Raw genomic sequence first — 22,453 nt, forward strand, 5'->3', positions numbered from 1 at the left:
TTATTCCTCGCTTATCAGTTCATAAGGCTTGAACCGGATCACCTCTTGCCCTATCCAGTCATTGACCTCTTTCAATCGTTCTTGCAACGGCGTTAACTCGTTACGGACAAAGACTTGTGAGGCTTTCGCCACGTCACCGAAACCGCCGGTATTGTTGGGAATAATCCCCATCATCTGCGGCGGCACCCGGTGCACACTAAGCAGGTCGTCGCGGGTGGCGTTCTTGATATTAAAAAAATCATCTTTGGTGGCGACTTCGCTCAACGGTAAAATCTGGATACCGTCTTTTTTGCCATTAGGTGCGTACATAAACAGGTTGCGGAAATTGCCTAACCCTTTGGTGTCGCGCATCGCTTTACGCATGGCCTCAATATCGCTACTACTTTGCGCCGCATCAGTCATATACAGGATGTATCCCGCGTGCGCGCCATTCTGGTAATACTTGCGGCGGAACAGCGTGGCCGCTTCATTGAGCCAGGCAGAATTTAAACCACTGAGATATTCCGGCAGGCCGTAAAGCTCTTGATTAATATCCGGCTCTATCAGGTGGAAAATGCTCCCGGCGGCGAACAGGTGTTCATCTTTCCAGTTCTGGACAAACCAATAGCAATCTTTTTCAAGTCCCCGGCGGGTGTACTTGGCCGGGCTGGGGTCGAGGCGCAGAGGTGCGCCCAGTTGGTTACGGCGCACCTCTAAAAACGCATTGCCGAACACCAGATAATCCAGCGCATAGCGGCTAAATGCCTGCTGACTGAGCATTGCATGCGGGATAAATGTGCTTGCCAGTATGTTGCGTTTCACATACAGCGGTGAGCTGTGATGCACCGCCGCCCGGAAACTGCGCGCCAGCCCGTCAAAGCTAATCGGCGGGTCATACCATTTACCGTTGCCGGTACATTCGATGTAATCCAGTATTTCCCGCTTATCGAGCACGGCGGAGGGTTCGCCAAAGGTAAACGCCTCCACCGGCTGTTGTTGGCTGGCAGTGTGATTGGTTGCTGGGCGACTTAATGCCTTGCGGCCTTTGCGCTTACTCATCCGTAAAACTCCAAGAAATTAGGGCTGTGACCGCCATATGTCGCGGTAAGGGGTTCATTTAACAGGGCGTGCATAATCGCCCACGCCACATCGGCATGGCTGGCTTCTTCACTGCGGCTGGCAACATAAGTGGAACTCTTACCGCTGGCGGTCATGGTCTTGCGGATTGCCATAAATGACTGGGTGATATCGGTGTGGCCGGTGTCATATTCCAGACGGCCGTTATTAATGGTGTGCTTGGCTTTCAGCACCATGGCGGTTTTGATTTCAGGGGTGTATTTGATTTCCCTTGCGGCCGGGAAGAACTGGCGCACCAACTGGAAAACGCCTTGGCCGACGGTAGTGGCATCGATACCGATATACTCCACGCAATATTTCTGCGTCAGCTCTTCGATATGCTTGGCTTGCGCCTCAAAATCCATCCCTTTCCACTGGTGGCGCTCTAGTACGCGGAACTTGCCGCCCGGCACCATCGGCGGTGCGATCACCGCGCACCCGGCACTGTCGCCGCCGTTGGCCTCGGACGGGTCGTAACCAATCCACACCGGGCGATGCCCAAACGGCCGCAACGAATACGGGTTGTAATCTTCCCACTCTTCCAGACTGTCCACCATGCAAGCCTGCAACTCGGCGAACGGGAACACTGACGCTTGATCGTCCACAAACTCGCACATCAACAGGTTTTGATATTCTGACGGGCCGTATTCCAGTGAGAGCTGGTTGAGGTCAAACAGGTTACAGCCGCCCGCCAGTGCATCTTCCACCGTGACTATCTGTCGCCACTGACCATCATCACACAGCGCACCACGAGCCAAATGGCTGTGGCTGAGATCCAGTTGGATATGGTCGGATTTATTGCGGCGGCCTTTATTGAACAGCTCACCTGACCAGAATGGATAGGCACTGTGCGCCAGACTCGACGGCGTGGAGAAGTAGGTGGTACGCCATTTTTTGTGTAATGACATGCCGCTGGCGACTTTGCGCAGCTCCTGAAACTTGGGTATCCAAAAATATTCGTCAAGATAGAGATTGCCGGTGTAGCTCTGCGCGGTGCGCACGTTAGTGCCGAGGAAGAACAGGCGCGCCCCATTCGGTAACACCATCGGGTCACCTTTCAGGTCAACATCAACCATGCGGGCAAAGTCGATAATGTAGCTTTTGAACACATGCGCCTGTGCCTTACTGGCGGACAGGAATATCTGATTACGCCCGGTGGTGATGGCATCCAACAGTGCTTCGCGGGCAAAGAAGAATGTTGCACCAATCTGGCGCGATTTCAGGATATTGCGGATACGGTGAGCGAGTCCGGCCTCAAACCAGTTACGCTGATAATCAAAGATATTTTCGTGAAAAATGGATTCCAGTTTTTCAATCGCTGACTCGCTGAACAGGTTTTTATCCGGGGTCTTGCGATCCCCTTTGTTGCGGTTCGCCACATTCGGATTTAAATCCGCTTCGCTGCCGGTCTGGCTATAGCGGTTCACCCGCGCCAGTCGTTCAATCTGACGGCCTAACAGGTCAATCTCTTTAAAATCCCGCCCCTCTTTGGCGTCTTTCATGATGAGCTGAATCAACCGCGCTTCCATGCTGGTTTCAACGCGAGAAATGGGCGCAATGGCGTCCCACCCGTCGCGCTTCTTCCAGCTCTGCACAGTCGGCGATTTCAGGCTTAGCGTATCCGCAATCTGGCGCACAGAGAAGCCCTGCCAGTAAAGCAAAGCCGCCTGTCGCCGTGGGTCGCTGATGATGGTGCTCGGTGTCGTATTCATGCCATTAGGCTACGCGACCAGCCCGACCCTCTGCGCGTCCTCGCTGTTGTGCCAGCCCCGTCACAACTGGCTTCCGTTGTTGCTGCCGCCATCCATCAGGAAACTAAGCCCCGAACCGAATAATCATAATCACACTGAATGGAGCAGCCACTTATGGCTAAGAAAGTATCAAAATGGTTTCGTATCGGCGTTGAGGGTGATACCTGCGACGGGCGAGTGATTGACGCCGACGATATCAACCAGATGGCCGAGTCATTTGACCCGCGCGTCTACGGTTGCCGCATCAATCTGGAGCATTTGAAAAGTTATTTCCCTGACAGCCCTTTCCGCCGTTATGGCGATGTATCAGCACTTAAAGCGGAAACCATTGAAGACGATTCCATTCTGAATGGTAAACGTGCGTTGTTCGCCCAAATCAGCCCAACCGATGATTTGGTGCAGATGAACAAAGCCCAACAGAAAATTTATACCTCCATGGAAATTAGCCCGAATTTTGCCAATACCGGTAAAGCCTATCTGGTCGGGCTGGCGGTGACCGATGACCCCGCCAGTCTCGGCACTGAAATGCTGGAATTCAGCGCCAAAGCCAAACACAACCCACTGGCCGCCCGCAAATCTAACCCGGAAAACTTGTTCTCGGCCGCGGTTGAAGTGCAACTGGAGTTTGAAGACGTGGCCGAGCCGGGTATCACGTTGTTTAACGTGGTGAAGTCAATATTCAGTCGCAAGCAGGCGACTGATGATGCGCGTTTTAATGATGTGCATGAGGCCGTAAACGCGGTGGCGGAGCATGTGCAGGGGCATAGCGAAACCATTGAAGCCCGCTTTACCGCCATTGAGAAGCAACTTGCTGACCAAGTGACAGAGCTTAAGCAAAGCATCGAAAAGGGAAAACAAGGGGTTACGGCCATCGAAAACAAACTTTCTATCACTGAAAACTTTAGCCAGACCAAGCGCCCGGAATCCACCGGCGGCAACAATCAAAACGATGTATTGACCGACTGCTAGTTGGGGTCATTGGCCGCCGGCTGTGCGGCCAAATTGCTATTTCATTAACACCTTATTTAACTGAATCAGGATTATTATGCGCCCAGCAACCCGTTTTAAATTTAACACCTATCTGACCCGTCAAGCCGAGCTGAACGGGGTAGAAACTGGCGACCTGAATAAAAAATTCAGCGTCGAACCCTCTGTTACGCAAACCATCATGACCCGCGTGCAAGAGTCCTCAGAGTTTCTGAGCCGTATCAATATTGTGCCAGTATCTGAGTTGACCGCCGAAAAGGTCGGCCTTGGTGTCAATGGCTCGGTTGCCAGCACCACCGATACTGACGGCGGCGACGAGCGCGAAACTGCCGAGTTTGCCTCACTGGACAGTGAGAAGTATTTCTGTGAGCAGGTGAACTACGATTTCCACATTCGCTATAACACCCTTGACCTGTGGGCGCGTTATCAAGATTTCCAGACTCGTTTGCGCGACGCCATTATCAAGCGCCAGGCACTTGACCGCATCATGGCAGGCTTCAATGGCACCCACCGCGCTAAAACCTCTAACCGCGCACTAAACCCGCTGTTGCAGGATATCGCGCCGGGCTGGTTACAAAAATACCGCACCAATGCGCCAACCCGTGTAATGAGTAACATCATCGGTGAAGATGGCGAGGTTGTGTCAGAAAAAATCCGTGTGGGCCATGGCGGTGATTACGTCAATCTGGATGCGCTGGTGATGGATGCCACCAATAACATGATTGCTGAATGGCATCAGGAAGACCCTGAACTGGTGGTTATCACGGGTCGTCAGTTGATGCAGGATAAATACTTCCCCATCGTCAACAAAGAGCAGGAAAACAGCGAAACCCTCGCCGCTGACCTGATTATCAGCCAGAAACGTATCGGCAATTTACCGGCTATTCGTGTGCCGTTCTTCCCGGCTAACGCATTCCTGATCACCCGTCTCGATAACCTGTCTATTTACTGGCTGGAAGACTCGCACCGCCGCCATATTGATGAGAACGCCAAGCGTGACCGCATCGAAAACTACGAATCCATTAAACAGGATTATGTGGTGGAGGATTATGCCTGCGGTTGTCTGGTGGAAAACATCGAGATTTTATCGGCAAAAAGTGGCGGTGAAACCGTAAGGGGTGCAAGCGCGTTGATGGTATCTGATGCCCCGAACTATGACGGTCTTGCCGCCGCGATCATGGCTGCGGTGAACGTTGCGGCTAACCCTAATGAAGCCCAACCGGAAGCCACCACCGACGCGCAGACCGCGATGGAAAACGCTCCCGAAACACCGGCAACCAAAGGGAGCAAATAAGCCATGACCAGTCCTGCGCGCCGCCACTTTATCCAACAGTCGGCTATTGCTGCCTCACAGCAGCGGGATAACCCGCTGCGCCACGCTACCGGCTACGAGTTGATGTTGCTCAAACTCAATGAAGATAAACGCAAACTGAAACAGGTGCGTTCAAACGAGCGTAAAGCTGAACTGAAACGCCAACTCTTGCCGGATTATCTGCCGTGGATCTCTGGCGTGTTAAGTGAGGGGAAAGGCGCGCAGGACGCCATTGTCATGACCATCATGATTTGGCGGCTGGATGCCGGGGATATCCCCGGTGCACTGGATATCGCCCGTTATGCCCTGCGTTATCAGCTAGTGCCAACTGACCGTTTTACCCGCTCGACCGCTTACCTGATTGCCGAGGAAGTCGCGGACGCTGCGGCGCGTGCCTATGCCACAGGTAAGCCGATTGATATTGACCCTCTGCTGCAAACCATTGAGCTGATGGAAGATGAAGACATGCCCGACCAAGTGCGCGCCAAACTGCACAAAATCACCGGTTATGTGCTGCGTGACAGTGACCGGGGCGAGTTGGCCCTGTCCCATCTTCACCGCGCACTCCAACTGCATACCGGTTGTGGCGTCAAAAAAGACATTGAGCGACTGGCCGTGAAGTTAAAGAACGCCGCCAGCCGTTAACCCGAACGCTCCCCGAGCCGGGCGGCACGATGGCCGCAACAGGTTTCACCTTGTTAACGCCGTCGTCCACCGCCCACCCATTCTGATATTGAGGTTGCCATGACCACTGTTGTTATCCCCGCGCCACGGCCCGACAAAACGGCCGAACCGGTGATTGAAAATACCTTTTTCTGGCCTGCGGTTGACCCGATAAAACTGCGCGAACTGCTGCGCCTTGAGGGAACCGTCACACCCGAACGCCTGCGCTTTACCATCAAGGGCGCAATCGCCGAGGTTAACGCCGAGCTGTTCGACTACCGCCGTGACCAGATGGCAGATGGTTTTAAAACACTGGCCGAGGTGCAGGCCGAGCAACTGGACGGCGAAAGCATCCTGTTGGCCGAGTACCAAAGTGCGGTCTGCGCCATTACTGCCGCACTGCTGGCCGAGCGTTATCGCGGCTATGACGCCAGCGCGCGCGGTGATAAACGCGCGGAGGCTATTGAAAGCACCGTTGATGAGCTGTGGCGCGATGCACGGATTAGCATTCGCAACATTGCCGGGCAGCCTCACAGCATTATTGGCCTTATCTGATGCAGGTCAACGCGTTGCAAGGCGACACGCTCGACGCACTGTGCTGGCGACATTATGGCCGCACCCAAGATGTGCTGGAGCAAGTCTATGACGCGAATCCGGGGCTGTCGGAACTGGGGGCGATTCTGCCCCATGGTTATCCGGTGGAGTTGCCCGATATGGCCCCGGCAGCCCAACGAGAAACCGTTCAATTATGGGATTAAACATGGAGAAATTCAGCTCTGCGGTAGCCTATGTATTTGCGCTGCTGTTGGCGTTTATTGGCGCACTAAGTCCGCAAGATATCGCGTTTTATGTGGCGGCGGTGGCCGCTGCTGCCACCTGTCTTATCAACTGGTACTACCGGCGCAAGAGCTACTTCTTGCTGAAAGAAGTGGTTATCAGACGGGAGGTGTTCGATGAACTCAATCGTTAAGCGCTGTCTGGTCGGGGTCATTCTGACGCTGGCCGCCACCTTGCCAAACTACCAGACGCTTAAAACATCGGCCGCCGGGCTAAAACTGATTGCTGATTATGAGGGCTGCCAGCTCAACGCCTACCAGTGCAGCGCCAATATTTGGACAAATGGCATCGGTCACACCGCCGGAGTGAAGCCGGGCAGCGTTATCAGTGAGCGGCAGGTGGCGGTCAATCTCGTGGCTGATGTGCTGCGGGTCGAGCGGGCTATGGCAGTGTGTATGCCGGTTGCCATGCCGCAACCGGTCTATGACGCGGTGGTGTCGTTCGCCTTTAACGTCGGCACCGGCGCAGCCTGTCGCTCGACACTTGCCTTTCATATCAACAATGGCGACTGGCGCAGCGCCTGCAATCAGTTGCCGCGCTGGGTGTACGTCAATGGCGTGAAAACCAAAGGGCTGGAACGTCGGCGCGCCACTGAACAAACACACTGCCTGAGCGGGGTCTGATATGCGCACAATAATCGTTTTATACCTTTCGATGATGGGTTTACTAGCGTGGCACGCCCATAACCTGAAAAAAGAGTTAGACAGCGCCAAGACTGAGATTGGCACTTTATCCGCTGGGATTGAGAGCCGGGACAACGTGATCACCCGCTTACAAGATGAGGCCCGGCAACAGGCAGACAATGAGCGGGCATTGCGCCAGTCATTGAGCCACGCCAGCACCTTGTCATTATCGCGTGAACAGAAAATTCAAAGGTTACTCAATGAAAATAAAGTCTTGCGTGATTGGTTTACTACTGCTTTGCCTGCTGACGTTATCCGGCTGCACCAAAGACCCGCGTTTGCCAGCCCCAACGATTATTTACGTTGGCTGTCCGACAGTGACCAGTTGCCCGCTGCCGGGCAGCAGTCCGGCGGTTAACGGTGATTTAAGTGCCGATATTCGCCAGTTAGAAACTGCACTGGTGGCCTGCGGGCTGCAAGTGGAAGCCGTTAAACAGTGTCAGGAACAACACCATGTTAAAACCCAAATTGCTACGTCAAGCCTTAACCGACAGTCTGCCACTGTTCCAGACTAACCCGGAGCTGCTAAAAATGTTTGTTGATGGCGGGCGCATTGTCTCGACACTGGCCCCGTCGCTCTCTTTTGAAAATCAATATACGCTGACGCTGTTTATTGAGGATTTTTCCAGTGATGTTGATTATCTCTTTGTACCGATATTGGCATGGCTACGGGAACATCAACCGGACATCATGGCGACAGAAGAAAAGCGCCGCAGCGGCTTTATTCATAAGGTTGATGTGATAAGTGATGTGCTGAGTGATATCCGTATCGACCTGCAACTGACTGAGCGGGCAATTGTGAAAGAGGTAGACGGTGCACTGCATGTTAACCATGCGCTGGAACCGGCGTGGCCGGGTACGCCAACACGGCCAACAGCCATCTACTTTAACGGCGAAGTGATCCAATGAATGAGTTGAAACCCTTTGACGATGCATTGGCCGGGCTGATTGCCAGCCTGACACCCAAAGCGCGCAAGGCACTGGCGGTCACTATTGCCAAGCGCCTGCGCGCCAGTCAACAGCAACGCATTAAACGCCAGCAAGCGCCCGACGGCACCCCGTATGCTGCGCGTAAATCTCAACCACTGCGTAAACCCAAAGGCCGCATTAAGCGGGAAATGTTCGCCAAGTTGCGTACCCCGCGCTATATGAAAGCTAGCAGCAGCCCCGATGCGGCGGTGGTCGAATTTGCCGGGCGCGTGGAACGGATGGCGCGGGTGCATCATTTTGGCCTGCGTGATCGTCCGAACGTGCACAGTAAAAATGTGCAATATGACGAGCGGCCGTTGCTGGGTTTCAGTCAAATTGATCACTATCTTATTGAAAAAACAATACTTGAGGCTTTATCACATCATTAGTGAAATGTTTTTTAATACATTGACACCACTGAACAAGTGTGGATATTATTCGACAAAACCATATTATTGCAGAGTTATCATGGCAAAGCCTCGTATTTTCGTAAGCTCCACTTTTTTTGACTTAAGAAGTATAAGAGCCAATTTAGAGAGATTTATAAAAGAAATTGGTTACGAAGCTATCCTTTTTGAGAGAGGACATGTCCCATATGGGAAAGATAACTCACTTGAAGAGTATTGTTATAGAGAAATAAATAATTGCGATATATTAATTGCAATCATTGGAGGTAAATATGGGAGTCAATCCAAATCCAATGAAAACTCAGTAACTCAAAATGAAATTAAAGAGGCAATTAAAAAGGGAAAGCAAATATATATATTTATAGAAAAGTCAGTTCATTCAGAATACTACACCTACATTCCAAATCGGGATGTGAAAGGTTTTAAACCCGTATCGGTTGATAATGTAAAAATATTTGAATTTATTGAGTCAATATACTCATTGCAAGTAGGTAATCCTGTTGAGTCATTTGAAACGTCAGAAGACATATTGAGATTCTTGAAGGAACAGTGGGCTGGATTATTTCAACGACTTCTTATGTCTACATCTCGTCTTAGCGAAGTTGAGCTGATAACGGACTTAAAGAATACAACTGAGACGCTTAATAACTTAGTTTCACTTCTAACTAAGCAAAAAAATGATGATGCTGTAATCAAAGAAGTCTTAATGTTCACTCACCCAGCTTTTAATGATATTAAAAAAGTAGCAGATATAAAGTATCGGGTGTGTTTTTTTGATTTCAACGAACTATCTGAACTTCTTTCAGCCAGAGGATTTGAATATGATGAGGCAACTTCACCCGATGAACATTATGACTTTGACCATCAAAAATTTAAAAAATGCATTAGAGTGAAAAGAAATATATTTGATGATGAACTAAAGTTAAAGATCATCCCTCTAAGTAAATGGAGTAAGCAAGCCATTACCATTTTTGACCTTCCTGATCCTTTTGATGATGACATACCATTCTAGAATTATTTATCAAGGGTCAAATAATTTAAATTATGGCCCTTAATGAAATGCATATATAAGAGCGTTAGCCTCGAAAAGTTATTGATTAATTCAGTGTATTAATAACACCTTGTATATAATCTTTGTCATGGCTTTTTAATACCTGCGCTTCTCCTGACGAGTGTTATATTTCCCCAGAATTAAAGATAATCATGAAAAAAATGTGATACTGAAAATTTATCTATAATAAATTACTATCAATTTAGTGATTAGCAAGTTATTTCAAGTTTTGTTGTGCTAAAGCTCTTACAACCCTACCAGATTGAAGATTACCATCTCCGATAGCATGCTTCCCCCATGCAAACTCAAATCACTGAAATTCTGCGCCTGCTGCGCAACCTGATCCGCATTGGTACGGTGGCAGAGGTCGATCTCGACCAAGCCCTGTGCCGTGTAGCGACGGGGGACAATACCACCGGCTGGTTAAACTGGCTGACGCTGCGTGCTGGTCAATCGCGATCATGGTGGGCACCGTCCGAGGGTGAGCAAGTATTGATATTGTCCCTCGGTGGTGAACTGGACACCGCCTTTGTGCTGCCGGGTATTTTCTCTGATGACTTCCCGCCGCCATCGACCTCAGCGAATGGCCTGTATCTCGCCTTTCCTGACGGGGCCACGCTGCACTATGAACCTGATAGCGGCGAGTTGCGGGCTGATGGCGTCAAGACAGCGGTTATCACTGCCAGTGAATCGGTCAATGTTACCGCCCCCACTATCACCTGTACCGCCTCGGTCAAAATTCTACTGGATACGCCCGAAGTGGAGTGCACCCACAACCTGACCACCGCCACACTGAATGTGACCCAAGGCGGCAAGATGAGCGGCAACATTGAACATTCCGGCGGTTCGTTCTCATCCAATGGCGTGGTAGTCGATAAGCATGACCACGGCGGCGTGTTGCGCGGCGGGGATTATACGGAGGGGATTAAATGACTACAGCCACATATCTCGGCATGAGCCGCAACGCCGGGCAAAGCATCACCGATGCTGACCATATCAGCCAATCAATCGCCGACATTCTTATCACCCCTGTTGGTTCGCGGGTGATGCGCCGCGCTTATGGTTCGCTGCTATCGGAGCTGATTGACCAGCCGCAAAATCCGGCCCTGCGCCTGCAAATTATGGCTGCCAGTTACAGTGCCATTCTGCGCTGGGAGCCGAGGGTTAAGCTGACTGGCATCACCTTTGAAACCACCTTTGACGGAAAAATGGTGGTTGATATCACTGGCACCCGCACTGATGGCGCGGCCCCTCTCTCTTTAACCATCCCTGTGAGCTGACCCTATGGCAACCATTGACCTTAGCCTGTTACCGCCGCCGTTTGTGGTGGAAGAACTGGATTATGAAACCCTGCTGGCCGAGCGCAAAGCCACGCTGATTTCCCTGTATCCAGAAGAACAGCGCGCCGCCGTAGCCCGCACTTTGTCGCTGGAGTCCGAGCCGCTGGTCAAGCTGTTGCAAGAAAATGCTTACCGCGAAGTGATATTACGCCAGCGCGTCAATGATGCGGCGCGCGCGGTGATGATGGCCTATGCCGTCGGCAGCGACTTAGACCAGCTCGGCGCAAATAACAATGTTGAGCGATTGGTGATCACCCCGGCAGACCCCACCGCGATTCCACCGATTGAGGCAGTGATAGAGTCTGACAGTGATTTCCGGGTGCGTATCCCGCAAGCCTTTGAGGGCTTGAGCGTGGCGGGGCCAACCGGTGCATATGAATATCATGCAAAAAGTGCCGACGGCCGCGTGGCCGATGCCTCGGCAATCAGTCCGACACCCGCTTGTGTCACGGTCACGGTGTTATCTCGCGAGGGCAACGGCGAAGCCTCAGCCGAACTGCTGGCCGTGGTTGAAGCCGCGCTGAATGATGAGAACACGCGGCCGGTGGCTGACAGGGTGACGGTGCAATCCGCCCGCATTGAAGATTATGAGATTGACGCGGTGCTCTATCTGCATCCGGGACCGGAGGCTGAACCGGTACGTATTGCGGCCGAGAAGAAACTGACCGCCTTTGTGACCGCACAGCGCCGCCTTGGTCGCGATATTCGTCTGTCGGCACTCTATGCCGCGCTGCATGTTGAGGGCGTCCAGCGGGCGGTAATTAATGCCCCCCTGGCTGATGTGGTGCTGGATAAAACCCAAGCGGCCTATTGCACCGGCAGCGCCATCACTGTTGGGGGAACTGATGACTGACCGTTTATTGCCTGTTGGTTCGTCGGTGCTGGAAGTGGCCGCCGCGCGCGCCTGTGCCGAACTGGAGAATACCCCGGTTCCGATTCGCCAGCTCTGGAACGCCGACACTTGCCCGTTACCCCTGCTGCCTTATCTGGCGTGGGCGTGGTCGGTTGACCGCTGGGATGAGAAATGGCCGGAAGCCACCAAGCGTGAGGTGGTGAAGTCCTCGCAGTACGTCCACAAACACAAAGGCACCATTGGCGCCATTCGCCGGGTAGTTGAGCCGCTGGGCTATCTCATCAAAGTGATCGAGTGGTGGAAGACCAACGAAACACCCGGCACCTTTCGCCTTGATGTTGGCGTGTTGGAAACCGGCATTACCGAAGAGATGTATCAAGAGCTGGAGCGACTGATAGACGACGCCAAACCATGCAGCCGCCACTTAGTCGGCCTGTCTATCAATCTCGACAGTAGCGGCCCGCTGACTATCGCCGCCGGTAGTTACAGCGGTGATGAGCTAACCGTATACCCGTATTTACCTGACACCCTAACCGTGACCGGCGAGGGTTACGCCAGTGCCGCAATCCATATTATCGATGACCTGAGAGTGAACCCATGACAGCGAAATTCTTTGCTTTACTGACCAATATTGGCGCGGCCAAGCTGGCGAATGCCACCGCGCTCGGCACCCGCTTAGAGATTACCCAAATGGTAGTCGGGGATGGCGGCGGAACCCTGCCAACCCCCAACCCGGCACAAACCCAACTGGTGAATGAACAGCGCCGCGCCGCCCTTAACATGCTGACCATTGACCCGATTAACACCAGTCAGATTATTGCTGAACAGGTTATCCCTGAGACTGAGGGCGGGTGGTGGATCCGCGAGATTGGTTTACTGGATAAAAACGGTGATTTGATTGCCATTGCCAACTGTGCCGAAACTTATAAGCCGCAACTGCAAGAGGGCAGCGGGCGCACCCAAACCATTCGGATGATTTTAATTGTCAGTAGCACTGCTGCTGTCACGCTAAAAATCGACCCGTCAGTGGTGCTGGCTACGCGCAAGTACGTGGATGATAAGGTAATTGAGGTTAAGCAGTACGCCGACAACCTGCTCACTGAGCATGAGGAATCACGTAATCACCCGGATGCCAGCAAGACAGAAAAAGGCTTTGTGAAATTAAGCAGTGCCACAACCAGCGACAGCGAAGTGTTAGCCGCCACACCGAAAGCGGTCAAGACAGTCGCCGATAATGCCGCTAAGGCATTGGATGACCACCAAAAAGCCGATAACCCGCACTCTCAATATTTACAGATGGCGCAACTGACCGGCGTTATTGGCTCATCGCGTAATGCCCGAATAAGTGTTACGGCTGCATCAGCAATAGCGACATTCACAGCAGAGGAATTGATTGTTCAGGCGGGGCAGGGCTGGCTTCAGTACAAATTAGTTGGATTTAATAAATCAGTGAATTTGGGTATTACTGGTGCTGGCGGCATGGATACAGGGATCGCCCCGGCAAATGGATTTGTCGCGTTGTATGCAATTCATAATCCAACCACGCAGGAAAGCGCGCTGCTGGCCGTGAATGCCACATCGACAGTAGCGCCAGAGGTTTATAACGGCAGTAATATGCCTTCTGGTTTCGCGGCAAGTGCTCTTGTTAGCGTTTGGAAAACAGCATCAAACCATCTCATTGTTGGTGAGCAGCGAGGGCGTTCTGTATCTTTTATTCCAGTCACTGCCCTTTCAACTACATCATCAACATCATCTTACGTACAGCTAAGCCTATCGAGCATTATTCCACTCAATGCTAAACGCATTTCTGGTTATGCGGCAGTATTAAGCCAGAACTCCGCTGGAACAGCATCGAATTTAGCGGCAACGTCAGCAGGGGTAGGCATGAAGCGCATCGCTCTTACCGGTAGTACTGTCACTGTACCGTTTACTATTGATATTGCCACACCATCCGTAATTTTCTACACGTTAAATTCTGATGGTAATGGTTCAACATTAAACGCGTTACTATGCCAATACGAGTTTTGAGGATTGATAATGATTTACGTTAATTTTACAGATAGCGACCAGACAACAATTGACTCCATTTTTGCAGGGCCACAGTCTCCTAATGAGTTTGATAATCTTGCGGAAATAGATGTCCGTGATAGCAGGTATGCAGACTACTATAACAACTTGCCACTCATGGGAAGGGAGGGAGTGGCTGTACCTGAGTAACATAATTACCCCATTCAGTTAGCGTTTATTGGGTGGGGTAACTTGAGGTTTTTCTGGAAATCATTGTTTGAATTAGAGTAATATTGTTTAAAAGCATAAGCGCGATAATAATATGAGCAATAGAAACAACGTCATAGACTGTTTTAGAGCACTGGCTGTTATCATGGTCTCCTTTTATCATGTATACAGGCACATAAATCCTGAATTATATTTTTTCGGTGTGAATTTATATAACCCATTGCTAAACGGATGGATGGGGGTCGGGATATTTTTCGTCGTCTCTGGATATTGCATGGGTATGGCAACAAAGAAAATAAGCAAAACAATATTTTCTTTTCGTGACTACTGGGACTACTTTAAAAAAAGACTTTTTAGAATATCTGGCCCCTACTATGTATCTATTGCGTTCTGGTTTGTAATGATTAATGTTTTTGCTATTGCTGTAAAACCAACGGAAACATATGATGTTTTAATGCATCTATTTTATACTCACAACTTAGATAGAGATACAATGTATTCCGTATCTGGCGTCTATTGGTCTTTGGCTGTGGAAATGCAATTTTATGTATTGCTTCCATTGCTTATATTTATATTTCCCAGGAGCAGTAGTAAATTCGGGTTATTTTTGGTTTTGTGTGGTATATCTACAATTATTCACTTTAAGTATAATGAGACGGTTATAGTCTCATGGAGTATTCTTGCGTACTTGCCAGTTTTTGTTTTTGGATGGCTCTTGTATATTAATCAAAGGAAACTATCAATATACCTAGGAAATATATACTCATGTTTGATTTTCTTCATAATAAGTTTCGCACTGGTAATGATTGATTCAAAGTTAATATTGGGCAATATACTATATGAATCAATTTCATCATTAATTTTTGGGCTTCTAATGATATCCATTATTACAAGTCCATTTTGCGGGGTTTTTAATGCATCTAAAACGTTAGGCTTTATTTCTTACATTGGTAGAGCTTCCTTTTCAATATATTTATATAATTATATCTACCTTGTCTTTGGTTTTCCTAATCAAGAAACACATGGTTATCTTCTTGTTATTGCCATGGTTATATTTGGCATCGCCATGTATAACTCTATCGAAAAACCATATGAATATGTTAGAAAAAATATTTTAATGAAGAGCAATTCAACACACGTCGTTAAATCCTGACTTGACTTGACTTAATCGGTGCAGACTTAGATAACCATGCACCGAGCTAAAATAATCTAAATATTTAGTTTTAGATAAATCCACTAATAATCACAATTTCTAATCTGAGTTTTGCGAAGCTTTCCGTTGTGCCACTCACCACACATCGCCTATCAATCGCTCTCCGCGCGGTAAGCCGTCACCATACTCTCACCCTTAACCAACGGAGAGTTACCCCATGGGTGATTACCATCACGGCGTCCGCGTTCTCGAAATTAACGAGGGAACGCGCGTCATTTCCACTATTTCAACCGCCATTGTCGGTATGGTCTGCACCGGCGATGATGCTGACGCAACCGCATTCCCCCTCAATACCCCGGTACTGATTACTGATGTGCGCGCCGCTGCCGGTAAAGCCGGTAAAAAAGGCACGCTGGCCGCGTCATTGCTGGCGATTGCTGAACAGTCGCGCCCGGTCACCATTGTGGTGCGGGTGGCTACCGGTAAAGATGAGGCTGAAACCACGTCTAATATTATTGGCGGTGCTGACGAGAACGGCCGCTACACCGGTATGAAAGCGCTGTTAGATGCGCAATCAGTCACCGGCGTGCGTCCGCGCATTCTTGGTGTGCCGGGGCTTGATAATCAACAAGTGTCTACTGCGCTGGCGAGTATCTGCCAGCAGTTGCGCGCCTTTGGCTATATCAGCGCCTACGGTTGCAAGACCCTTTCCGAAGCTATCCTGTACCGTGACAATTTCAGCCAACGCGAGCTGATGTTGATTTGGCCGGACTTCCTGAGCTGGAATACCACCGCCAACAGCACAGATATTGCTTATGCCACCGCCCGCGCCCTCGGTCTGCGCGCCAAGATTGATACCGATACCGGCTGGCATAAAACCCTGTCTAACGTCGGCGTAAATGGCGTGACCGGTATTTCTGCCAGCGTCTACTGGGATTTGCAGACCGTTGGCACTGACGCTGACCTGCTAAACCAAGCCTGCGTAACAACGCTAATCCGCAAAGATGGCTTCAAGTTTTGGGGGTCGCGCACCTGTTCTGACGACCCACTGTTTGCCTTTGAGAACTACACCCGCACCGCACAGATTTTGGCTGACACGATGGCCGAGGCACAGTTGTGGGCGATTGACCGCCCAATGCATCCGACGCTGGTCAAAGACATGATTGGCAGCATCAATGCCAAGTTCCGCGAAATGAAATCCGCCGGGCTGATTATTGACGGCGCTTGCTGGTATGACGACAGCGCCAACGATAAAGACACCCTGAAAGCGGGCAAGCTGTTTATCGATTACGACTATACCCCAGTGCCACCACTGGAAGATTTAACCCTGCGCCAGCGTATCACTGATAAATATTTGGTGAACTTTGCCGCCGCCGTCAACAGCTAAGGAAAACTGACTTATGGCACTGCCACGTAAGCTGAAATTGATGAACCTGTTTAACGATGGTCGGGATTACATGGGGATAGTGTCCGCCATCACCCTGCCGAAACTCACTCGCAAGCTGGAGAACTACCGGGGCGGCGGGATGAATGGCGTTGCGCCGATTGATTTGGGTCTGGATGACGATGCGCTATCCATGGAGTGGTCGATGGGTGGCCTCGACGAGCTGGTGTTGCAGCAATGGGGAACACCTAAAGTTGACGGGGTTCCGCTGCGCTTTGCGGGCGCTTATCAGCGTGACGATACCGGCGAAGTAACAGCGGTAGAAGTTGAGATACGTGGCCGTCATAAAGAGATTGATGGCGGCGAATCCAAGCAAGGGGAAGACACCGAAACCAAGGTATCCACCCAGTGCACCTACTACAAGCTGACCATTGACGGCAAGGTGGTGATGGAGATTGACGTGGTTAACCTGATTGAAATGGTTAACGGCGTAGACCTGCTGGAAGCCCAACGCAAGGCCATTGGCCGCTAACCCCTGACGGCCAGTGCTCACCCGCTGGCCCCTGACTGAATTGGAACAAACCATGAAAAAACTCACTGTTAAAACTGAAACCATCGCCGAGGTTAACGAGAATGTGGTGGTACTGGAAACCCCGCTAAAGCGTGGCGATACCCTGATTACCGAAATCGAAGTTTACCGCCCCAATGCCGGGGCGCTGCGCGGGGTTCGACTTTCAGATGTCGCTCATTCTGATGTGGATGCACTGATTGTGGTGTTACCCCGGATCACCACACCGACACTGACCGCCGCAGAATGCAGCCGCTTGGAATTGCCGGATTTAGTGGCGCTTGCCGGTAAGGTGATTGGTTTTTTGTCGCCGAAACAGGCGGGGTAACGCTCGACCCGAAACTGGAAGTTGACGACCTGATGGCGGATATTGCCGCCATTTTTCACTGGCCGCCGTCAGAGCTTTGGGCCTTGAGTCTCACCGAACTGGTGCGCTGGCGTCATAAAGCCCTGCTACGAAGTGGAGCCGTAAACCATGAGTAAGAGCTTACAGCTACAGGTATTGCTCAAAGCCGTAGACCAAGCCACCCGCCCCTTTAAAGCCATTCAAACCGCCAGTAAATCCCTCACTGGCGATATTCGCAGCACCCAAAGCAGCATCAAATCCCTTGATGCGCAGGCGGCGAAGATTGACGGTTTCCGCAAGGCCAGCGCCCAACTGGCGGTCACTGGGCAAGCATTGAAAAAAGCCAAAGAAGATGCGGCGGCGTTGGCGATTGCCTTTAAAAACACTGAGAAACCCACCGCCCAACAAGCCCGACTGATGGAGGGAGCCAAGCGCGCGGCGGCTGAACTGCAAACCAAATATAACGGGCTGCGTCAGTCCGTGCAGCGCCAGCGCGACGCCCTCAATGCTGATGGGATAGCGACCAAAAATCTGAGCAGTGAACAGCGCCGGTTACGCAGCAGTGCCGCCGAGGCGACGGTTGCCCTGAGCCGCCAGCGCCAAGAGCTGCAACGCCTGAGCCTGAAACAGGAACAACTCAACCGTATCAGTAATCGCTATCAGAAAGGTAAAGCCGCCACTAGTGCAGTGCGCAATACCAGCGCGGCCAGTCTTGGCGTCGCAACCGCCGGGCTTTATGGTGCGGTAAAACTGATTGCGCCGGGTATGCAGTTTGACAGCCAGATGTCCGGCACTCAGGCGATTTTGGGGCTGGATAAACACGACACCAAGCTGGCCGCCATTCGTCAACAGGCGCGGGATATCGGCGGTTCAACCGCCTTTTCACCGACAGATGTCGCACGAACCCAAGACACGCTGGCCCGTTCCGGCTATGACGCTGACGCCATTCTGGCCGCCACTGAGCCAACGGTTAACCTGTCGCTGGCGTCCGGCGTGGATATCGCCGAGGCGGCAGATATTGTCACCAACATGCAGTCGGCGTTTAACCTGCCGTTAGACCAGATTAAGCGCGTGTCGGATGTGATGGCGAAAGGCTTCACCAGCTCAAACACCAACTTGCTAGAGCTGGGCGAGGCGATGAAGTATGTCGCTCCGATTGCCGAAGCCGCTGGGGCCAGCATCCAAGATACCACCGCGTTACTCGGGGTGCTGGCTGATAACGGCATCAAGGGTAGTATGGCCGGAACCAGTACCAGTGCGGTGTTTAGCCGCTTACAGGCACCGGTCGGTAAAGCGCCGGAAGCCTTGCGCGAGCTGGGAATAACCACCCGCGACGGCAAAGGCAATATGTTGCCGGTGGAGAAAATCCTCAAAGATATTGACCGCTCGTTTAAAAAGAACAAGTTAGGCACCGCACAGCAAGCCGAATACCTGAAAGTGATCTTTGGTGAAGAGGCGATGAAAGGCGCGGTGAAACTGGTGGCCGCAGCCGGTAATGGCAAGCTGGCGGAGAAGCAAAGCAAGCTGATGAATGCGGGCGGCACCGCAGAATCTATCGCCACAGTAAGAATGGACAACCTTGACGGTGACCTGAAAAACCTGAGTTCGGCATGGGAAGACTTAGAGATTGAAGTCTTCGAGAAACAAGACTCTGCGCTGCGTAAACTGACCGTCACCGCTACCGACTGGCTGATTAATGTGGCGGCATGGGCCAAGAAAAACCCCGAGTTGGTCGCCACTATTACCAAAGTCACCGGCGCGGCGCTGGCACTGGTCGCCGGGCTGGGTGCATTGGGGCTGATTGCATGGCCGGTCATGGCGGGGTTTAACCTGTTGTTGGCCGGGGCCGGTCTATTGAGTACTGGTTTTTCCCTGATGGCCGGAACCATTGCCGCCGCGCTCACGGCACTAACATGGCCGATAGTGGCTGTGGTCGCGGCCATTGTGGCCGGTGGCCTGCTTATCCGTAAATACTGGGAACCTATCAGCGCCTTTATTGCTGGCGTGGCCGAGGGCTTTACCGCTGCCATGGGGCCAATCAGTGCCGCTTTTGAACCGCTTAAACCGGTGTTTAACTGGTTTAGTGACAAGGTGAAACAGCTTTCGAACTGGTTCGCTGACCTGATTAAACCGGTCAAAGCCACGCAGGAAACCTTAGATGTGGCGACCAACGCAGGCAAGTTATTTGGCGAGGGGTTGGCGGCGGCACTCAGTCTACCCATGGATGCGCTGAACACTCTGCGCAGTGGCATCGATTGGGTACTGGAAAAGCTCGGCGTTATTGATAGCAAATCTACCGGGCTGGCCGATAACGTCCCGAAAGATAACCCTTATTCGGGCGGATACTCACCCAGTGGCGGCGTGTTGTACGGCGGTTATCAGCCGGTGACTGCGAATGCTGGCACCACTATCGTTGATAGCAGTGTCACCACTAACGATATCAAGATAACGATTCCGCCGGGCATGAGCCGACAGGATGCCGAGAGAATGATGACCGATGCGCTTGCCAAGAACGAACGCGATAAGCGCGCCCGCCAGCGCGGCCAGATGGAGAATTAATCATGATGTTATCACTGGGTTTATTTGTCTTTATGCTACAAACCACCCCTTATCAAAGCATGGGGCGCAATATTGATTATCGTTGGCCCACTAACAGCCGGGTAGGCTTGCGCCCGGCGGCGCAATTTCTTGGCGTCGATAGCGAAAAAATGACGCTATCCGGGGTATTACTACCGGAACTGACCGGCGGCCGCCTGTCGTTGCTGGCCCTAGAGGTTATGGCTAACCAAGGCAAAGCATGGCCGCTGATTGAGGGGAGCGGCATGATATACGGTATGTTTGTGGTTGAAAGCCTGAGCCTGACCCGCAGTCTGTTTTTTGCAGATGGCAGCGCCCGGCGCATTGAGTTCACCCTCAATCTGTTGCGTGTCGATGAGTCACTGACAGCGATGTTTGGCGACCTGCAACAACAGGCTGACCAATTACTGGGTAAAGCGACGGCTATGGCCGATAAAGCCCAGTCAGCAATCGGAGGGTTATTCTCATGATGACCGGCATTGCACTACCGGCTGGGGCGGATATGGCCCCAGACTATATGATGACCATTAACGCGAAAGATATCACCCAGAATATTCGTGATCGGCTGCTGTCTCTGAGCCTGACCGATAACCGGGGCTTTGAAGCTGACCAGCTCGATATTGAACTGGATGACGCAGACGGCCAGCTTGCCATGCCGGAGCGGGGCGCGGTGCTGTCAGTGTTCTTGGGCTGGAAAGGCTCGGCCCTGATGGGTAAAGGCGACTTTACCGTGGATGAGGTCGAACACCACGGCGCGCCGGATACGCTGACCATTCGCGCCCGCAGTGCTGATTTTCGCGGTTCGCTCAATACCCGGCGTGAAGTCTCTTATCATGAAACCACGTTGGGGAAAGTGGTGGCGCAAGTGGCGGAGCGCAACAACCTGAAAGCGATGCTGGCCGAGGGGCTGGCGGATATCGCTATCTCTCATATCGACCAGACCCAAGAGACTGACGCCAAATTTATCACCCGGTTAGCTTCACTGAATGGCGCGGTGGCCGCCGTCAAAGCTGGGCGATTGTTATTTATCAAGCCGGGCAGCGGTGTCACGGCCAGCGGTAAACCCATTCCACAAATGACGATCACCCGGCAAGATGGCGACCAGCACAGCTTTAGTATTGCTGACCGGGGCGCGTATACCGGTGTGAGTGCCAGTTGGTTGCACACCAAAGACCCGAAACCGGCCAAGCCGAAAAAAGTTAAGTTGCAGCGAAAGCCCAAGTTTAAACAGCTCCGCGCACTGGAACACCCCAAAGCCAAACCGACTCGCGCCAAAGCCGCCGCAGTGAAAAAGCCGGTGGAGGAAAAACAAGGGGATTATCTGGTGGGGTCAGAAGATAACGTTTTTGCTATTACTACGGTTTATGCCACGCAAAAAGCCGCCATGCGCGCCGCTCAATCTAAATGGGAGAAGTTACAGCGCGGTGTTGCTGAATTCTCTATCACCTTAGCCATGGGGCGCGCTGATTTATTTCCTGAAACACCAGTGGCGGTTAGCGGCTTTAAATCGGTGATAGACCAACAGAGCTGGATAATCAGCAAGGTAACGCACAGCCTGAGTAACAGCGGCTACACCACCCAGTTATCTCTCGAAGTGTTGTTGTCGGATGTGACTTATGAGGCCACAGAGTAGCCGCATTCAACTAATTGATATTTGTTTCACAAATGCGAATACTGGTGATAAGATCAGCATAATTATTGAATATGCAGTTTCGGAGGTAAATATGATGCATTGCCCACGCTGTAAATTTGCAGCACACGCGAGATCCAGCCGTTACCTTAGTGACGAAACGAAAGAACGCTATCACCAGTGCACAAATATTAATTGCGGCAAAACTTTTAAGACCCATGAAACTATCGTTGAAACGATAATGGAACCGGGAATAATTAATGCTGTACCGCCCCACCCTAAAGGAAATCAAGGCGTGTTGTGGATGTAATTGAAGAAGCCTGCAAATTGCAGGTTTTTTTATTATTAAAATTTGGCGTAATTAGTATTTTATTGGGGATAACTGGCGGTTTATCGTGCTTGCTACTGGATGCAGCCTTGAGGGTGTGAAAAGTGCCGTAGACACAATGTAGTCATTTTGTAGTCACTCTGCTGCCACTTTCAAATCTCAGGCACAAAAAAACCGCCTCTCGGCGGTTAACGACATACTCATACTACTTTGTTTTACTTAGATTTGTTTCCATGGTGCCCGGGGCGGGACTTGAACCCGCACAGCCATAAGCCGAGGGATTT

General features: G+C 51.4%; 28 protein-coding genes. 26 read left to right on the plus strand and 2 right to left on the minus strand.

Features of this window, described 5'->3' with window-relative positions; translation table 11 throughout:
• Together ACNSO8_RS20070 and ACNSO8_RS20075 are read right to left on the minus strand one after the other, a co-directional pair.
• The gene (locus tag ACNSO8_RS20070) at positions 1 to 1,038 is read right to left on the minus strand and encodes a phage portal protein (protein ID WP_418395653.1); all 1,038 of its coding nucleotides are present in this window, start codon (positions 1,036 to 1,038) and stop codon (positions 1 to 3) included.
• A complete protein-coding gene (locus tag ACNSO8_RS20075; RefSeq protein ID WP_418395654.1) occupies positions 1,035 to 2,807 on the minus strand; it encodes a terminase ATPase subunit family protein in 1,773 nt (590 codons plus the stop codon). The genes ACNSO8_RS20070 and ACNSO8_RS20075 overlap by 4 nt, the downstream gene beginning before the upstream one ends.
• Before the next feature lie 153 nt (positions 2,808 to 2,960).
• Between ACNSO8_RS20075 and ACNSO8_RS20080 the strand changes: the two genes are divergently transcribed.
• The 26 genes from ACNSO8_RS20080 (at position 2,961) to ACNSO8_RS20205 (ending at position 22,151) form a co-directional block, all read left to right on the plus strand.
• Positions 2,961 to 3,815: a GPO family capsid scaffolding protein gene (locus ACNSO8_RS20080; protein ID WP_418395655.1), complete on the plus strand. Its 855-nt coding sequence runs from the start codon at positions 2,961 to 2,963 to the stop codon at positions 3,813 to 3,815.
• A 76-nt stretch (positions 3,816 to 3,891) separates the two neighbouring features.
• The gene (locus ACNSO8_RS20085; RefSeq protein WP_418395656.1) at positions 3,892 to 5,127 is read left to right on the plus strand and encodes a phage major capsid protein, P2 family; all 1,236 of its coding nucleotides are present in this window, start codon (positions 3,892 to 3,894) and stop codon (positions 5,125 to 5,127) included.
• Between the two features lie 3 nt (positions 5,128 to 5,130).
• Positions 5,131 to 5,790, plus strand: coding sequence for a terminase endonuclease subunit (locus tag ACNSO8_RS20090; RefSeq protein ID WP_418395657.1), 660 nt, complete (start codon positions 5,131 to 5,133; stop codon positions 5,788 to 5,790).
• Between the two features lie 99 nt (positions 5,791 to 5,889).
• The gene (locus ACNSO8_RS20095; RefSeq protein ID WP_418395658.1) at positions 5,890 to 6,363 is read left to right on the plus strand and encodes a head completion/stabilization protein; all 474 of its coding nucleotides are present in this window, start codon (positions 5,890 to 5,892) and stop codon (positions 6,361 to 6,363) included.
• Positions 6,363 to 6,566, plus strand: coding sequence for a tail protein X (locus tag ACNSO8_RS20100; RefSeq protein ID WP_049634775.1), 204 nt, complete (start codon positions 6,363 to 6,365; stop codon positions 6,564 to 6,566). Before ACNSO8_RS20095 ends, ACNSO8_RS20100 begins: the two co-directional genes overlap by 1 nt.
• Before the next feature lie 2 nt (positions 6,567 to 6,568).
• Positions 6,569 to 6,778, plus strand: coding sequence for an HP1 family phage holin (locus ACNSO8_RS20105; RefSeq protein WP_005163750.1), 210 nt, complete (start codon positions 6,569 to 6,571; stop codon positions 6,776 to 6,778).
• Entirely contained in the window at positions 6,762 to 7,268 is a 507-nt protein-coding gene (locus ACNSO8_RS20110; RefSeq protein WP_418395659.1) for a lysozyme, read from the plus strand. The genes ACNSO8_RS20105 and ACNSO8_RS20110 overlap by 17 nt, the downstream gene beginning before the upstream one ends.
• A 1-nt stretch (position 7,269) precedes the next feature.
• Positions 7,270 to 7,686 carry an Rz-like lysis system protein LysB gene (lysB, locus tag ACNSO8_RS20115; protein ID WP_418395660.1) on the plus strand — a complete coding sequence of 139 codons (417 nt, stop codon included), beginning with the start codon at positions 7,270 to 7,272 and terminating at the stop codon, positions 7,684 to 7,686.
• Complete coding sequence (gene lysC / locus ACNSO8_RS20120; protein WP_418395674.1) at positions 7,574 to 7,843, plus strand: Rz1-like lysis system protein LysC; 270 nt, start codon at positions 7,574 to 7,576, stop codon at positions 7,841 to 7,843. The genes lysB and lysC overlap by 113 nt, the downstream gene beginning before the upstream one ends.
• Positions 7,782 to 8,237, plus strand: a complete 456-nt coding sequence (locus ACNSO8_RS20125) for a phage tail protein (RefSeq protein ID WP_418395661.1) — start codon at positions 7,782 to 7,784, stop codon at positions 8,235 to 8,237. Before lysC ends, ACNSO8_RS20125 begins: the two co-directional genes overlap by 62 nt.
• Positions 8,234 to 8,686, plus strand: coding sequence for a phage virion morphogenesis protein (locus ACNSO8_RS20130; RefSeq protein ID WP_418395662.1), 453 nt, complete (start codon positions 8,234 to 8,236; stop codon positions 8,684 to 8,686). The genes ACNSO8_RS20125 and ACNSO8_RS20130 overlap by 4 nt, the downstream gene beginning before the upstream one ends.
• 79 nt (positions 8,687 to 8,765) lie before the next feature.
• Positions 8,766 to 9,716: a DUF4062 domain-containing protein gene (locus tag ACNSO8_RS20135; protein WP_193588354.1), complete on the plus strand. Its 951-nt coding sequence runs from the start codon at positions 8,766 to 8,768 to the stop codon at positions 9,714 to 9,716.
• Between the two features lie 336 nt (positions 9,717 to 10,052).
• Complete coding sequence (locus ACNSO8_RS20140) at positions 10,053 to 10,688, plus strand: phage baseplate assembly protein V (protein ID WP_418395663.1); 636 nt, start codon at positions 10,053 to 10,055, stop codon at positions 10,686 to 10,688.
• Positions 10,685 to 11,035, plus strand: coding sequence for a GPW/gp25 family protein (locus tag ACNSO8_RS20145; protein ID WP_418395664.1), 351 nt, complete (start codon positions 10,685 to 10,687; stop codon positions 11,033 to 11,035). The genes ACNSO8_RS20140 and ACNSO8_RS20145 overlap by 4 nt, the downstream gene beginning before the upstream one ends.
• A gap of 4 nt (positions 11,036 to 11,039) precedes the next feature.
• Positions 11,040 to 11,948 (plus strand): baseplate assembly protein, encoded by a 909-nt coding sequence (locus ACNSO8_RS20150; RefSeq protein WP_418395665.1) that lies wholly within the window; start codon positions 11,040 to 11,042, stop codon positions 11,946 to 11,948.
• Entirely contained in the window at positions 11,941 to 12,549 is a 609-nt protein-coding gene (locus tag ACNSO8_RS20155; protein ID WP_418395675.1) for a phage tail protein I, read from the plus strand. The genes ACNSO8_RS20150 and ACNSO8_RS20155 overlap by 8 nt, the downstream gene beginning before the upstream one ends.
• Positions 12,546 to 13,976 carry a phage tail protein gene (locus ACNSO8_RS20160; RefSeq protein ID WP_418395666.1) on the plus strand — a complete coding sequence of 477 codons (1,431 nt, stop codon included), beginning with the start codon at positions 12,546 to 12,548 and terminating at the stop codon, positions 13,974 to 13,976. Before ACNSO8_RS20155 ends, ACNSO8_RS20160 begins: the two co-directional genes overlap by 4 nt.
• A 301-nt stretch (positions 13,977 to 14,277) precedes the next feature.
• Entirely contained in the window at positions 14,278 to 15,336 is a 1,059-nt protein-coding gene (locus tag ACNSO8_RS20165) for an acyltransferase family protein (protein WP_418395667.1), read from the plus strand.
• A gap of 217 nt (positions 15,337 to 15,553) precedes the next feature.
• Positions 15,554 to 16,723, plus strand: coding sequence for a phage tail sheath protein (locus ACNSO8_RS20170; protein WP_418395668.1), 1,170 nt, complete (start codon positions 15,554 to 15,556; stop codon positions 16,721 to 16,723).
• 13 nt (positions 16,724 to 16,736) lie between these two features.
• Positions 16,737 to 17,252: a phage major tail tube protein gene (locus ACNSO8_RS20175; RefSeq protein ID WP_050941465.1), complete on the plus strand. Its 516-nt coding sequence runs from the start codon at positions 16,737 to 16,739 to the stop codon at positions 17,250 to 17,252.
• A gap of 52 nt (positions 17,253 to 17,304) precedes the next feature.
• A complete protein-coding gene (locus ACNSO8_RS20180; RefSeq protein ID WP_418395669.1) occupies positions 17,305 to 17,616 on the plus strand; it encodes a phage tail assembly protein in 312 nt (103 codons plus the stop codon).
• A gap of 32 nt (positions 17,617 to 17,648) precedes the next feature.
• On the plus strand, positions 17,649 to 17,771 hold the full coding sequence (locus ACNSO8_RS20185; RefSeq protein ID WP_004875948.1) for a GpE family phage tail protein: 123 nt from the start codon (positions 17,649 to 17,651) through the stop codon (positions 17,769 to 17,771).
• On the plus strand, positions 17,764 to 20,193 hold the full coding sequence (locus tag ACNSO8_RS20190; RefSeq protein ID WP_418395670.1) for a phage tail tape measure protein: 2,430 nt from the start codon (positions 17,764 to 17,766) through the stop codon (positions 20,191 to 20,193). The genes ACNSO8_RS20185 and ACNSO8_RS20190 overlap by 8 nt, the downstream gene beginning before the upstream one ends.
• Positions 20,194 to 20,195: 2 nt before the next feature.
• Positions 20,196 to 20,681, plus strand: coding sequence for a phage tail protein (locus ACNSO8_RS20195; protein WP_046695148.1), 486 nt, complete (start codon positions 20,196 to 20,198; stop codon positions 20,679 to 20,681).
• A complete protein-coding gene (locus ACNSO8_RS20200; RefSeq protein WP_418395671.1) occupies positions 20,678 to 21,844 on the plus strand; it encodes a phage late control D family protein in 1,167 nt (388 codons plus the stop codon). Before ACNSO8_RS20195 ends, ACNSO8_RS20200 begins: the two co-directional genes overlap by 4 nt.
• A 91-nt stretch (positions 21,845 to 21,935) precedes the next feature.
• Positions 21,936 to 22,151 carry a DNA-binding transcriptional regulator gene (locus tag ACNSO8_RS20205; RefSeq protein ID WP_014609037.1) on the plus strand — a complete coding sequence of 72 codons (216 nt, stop codon included), beginning with the start codon at positions 21,936 to 21,938 and terminating at the stop codon, positions 22,149 to 22,151.
• The last annotated feature ends 302 nt before the right edge of the window (positions 22,152 to 22,453 follow it).

This window comes from Yersinia sp. LJYL362, from assembly GCF_048323875.1.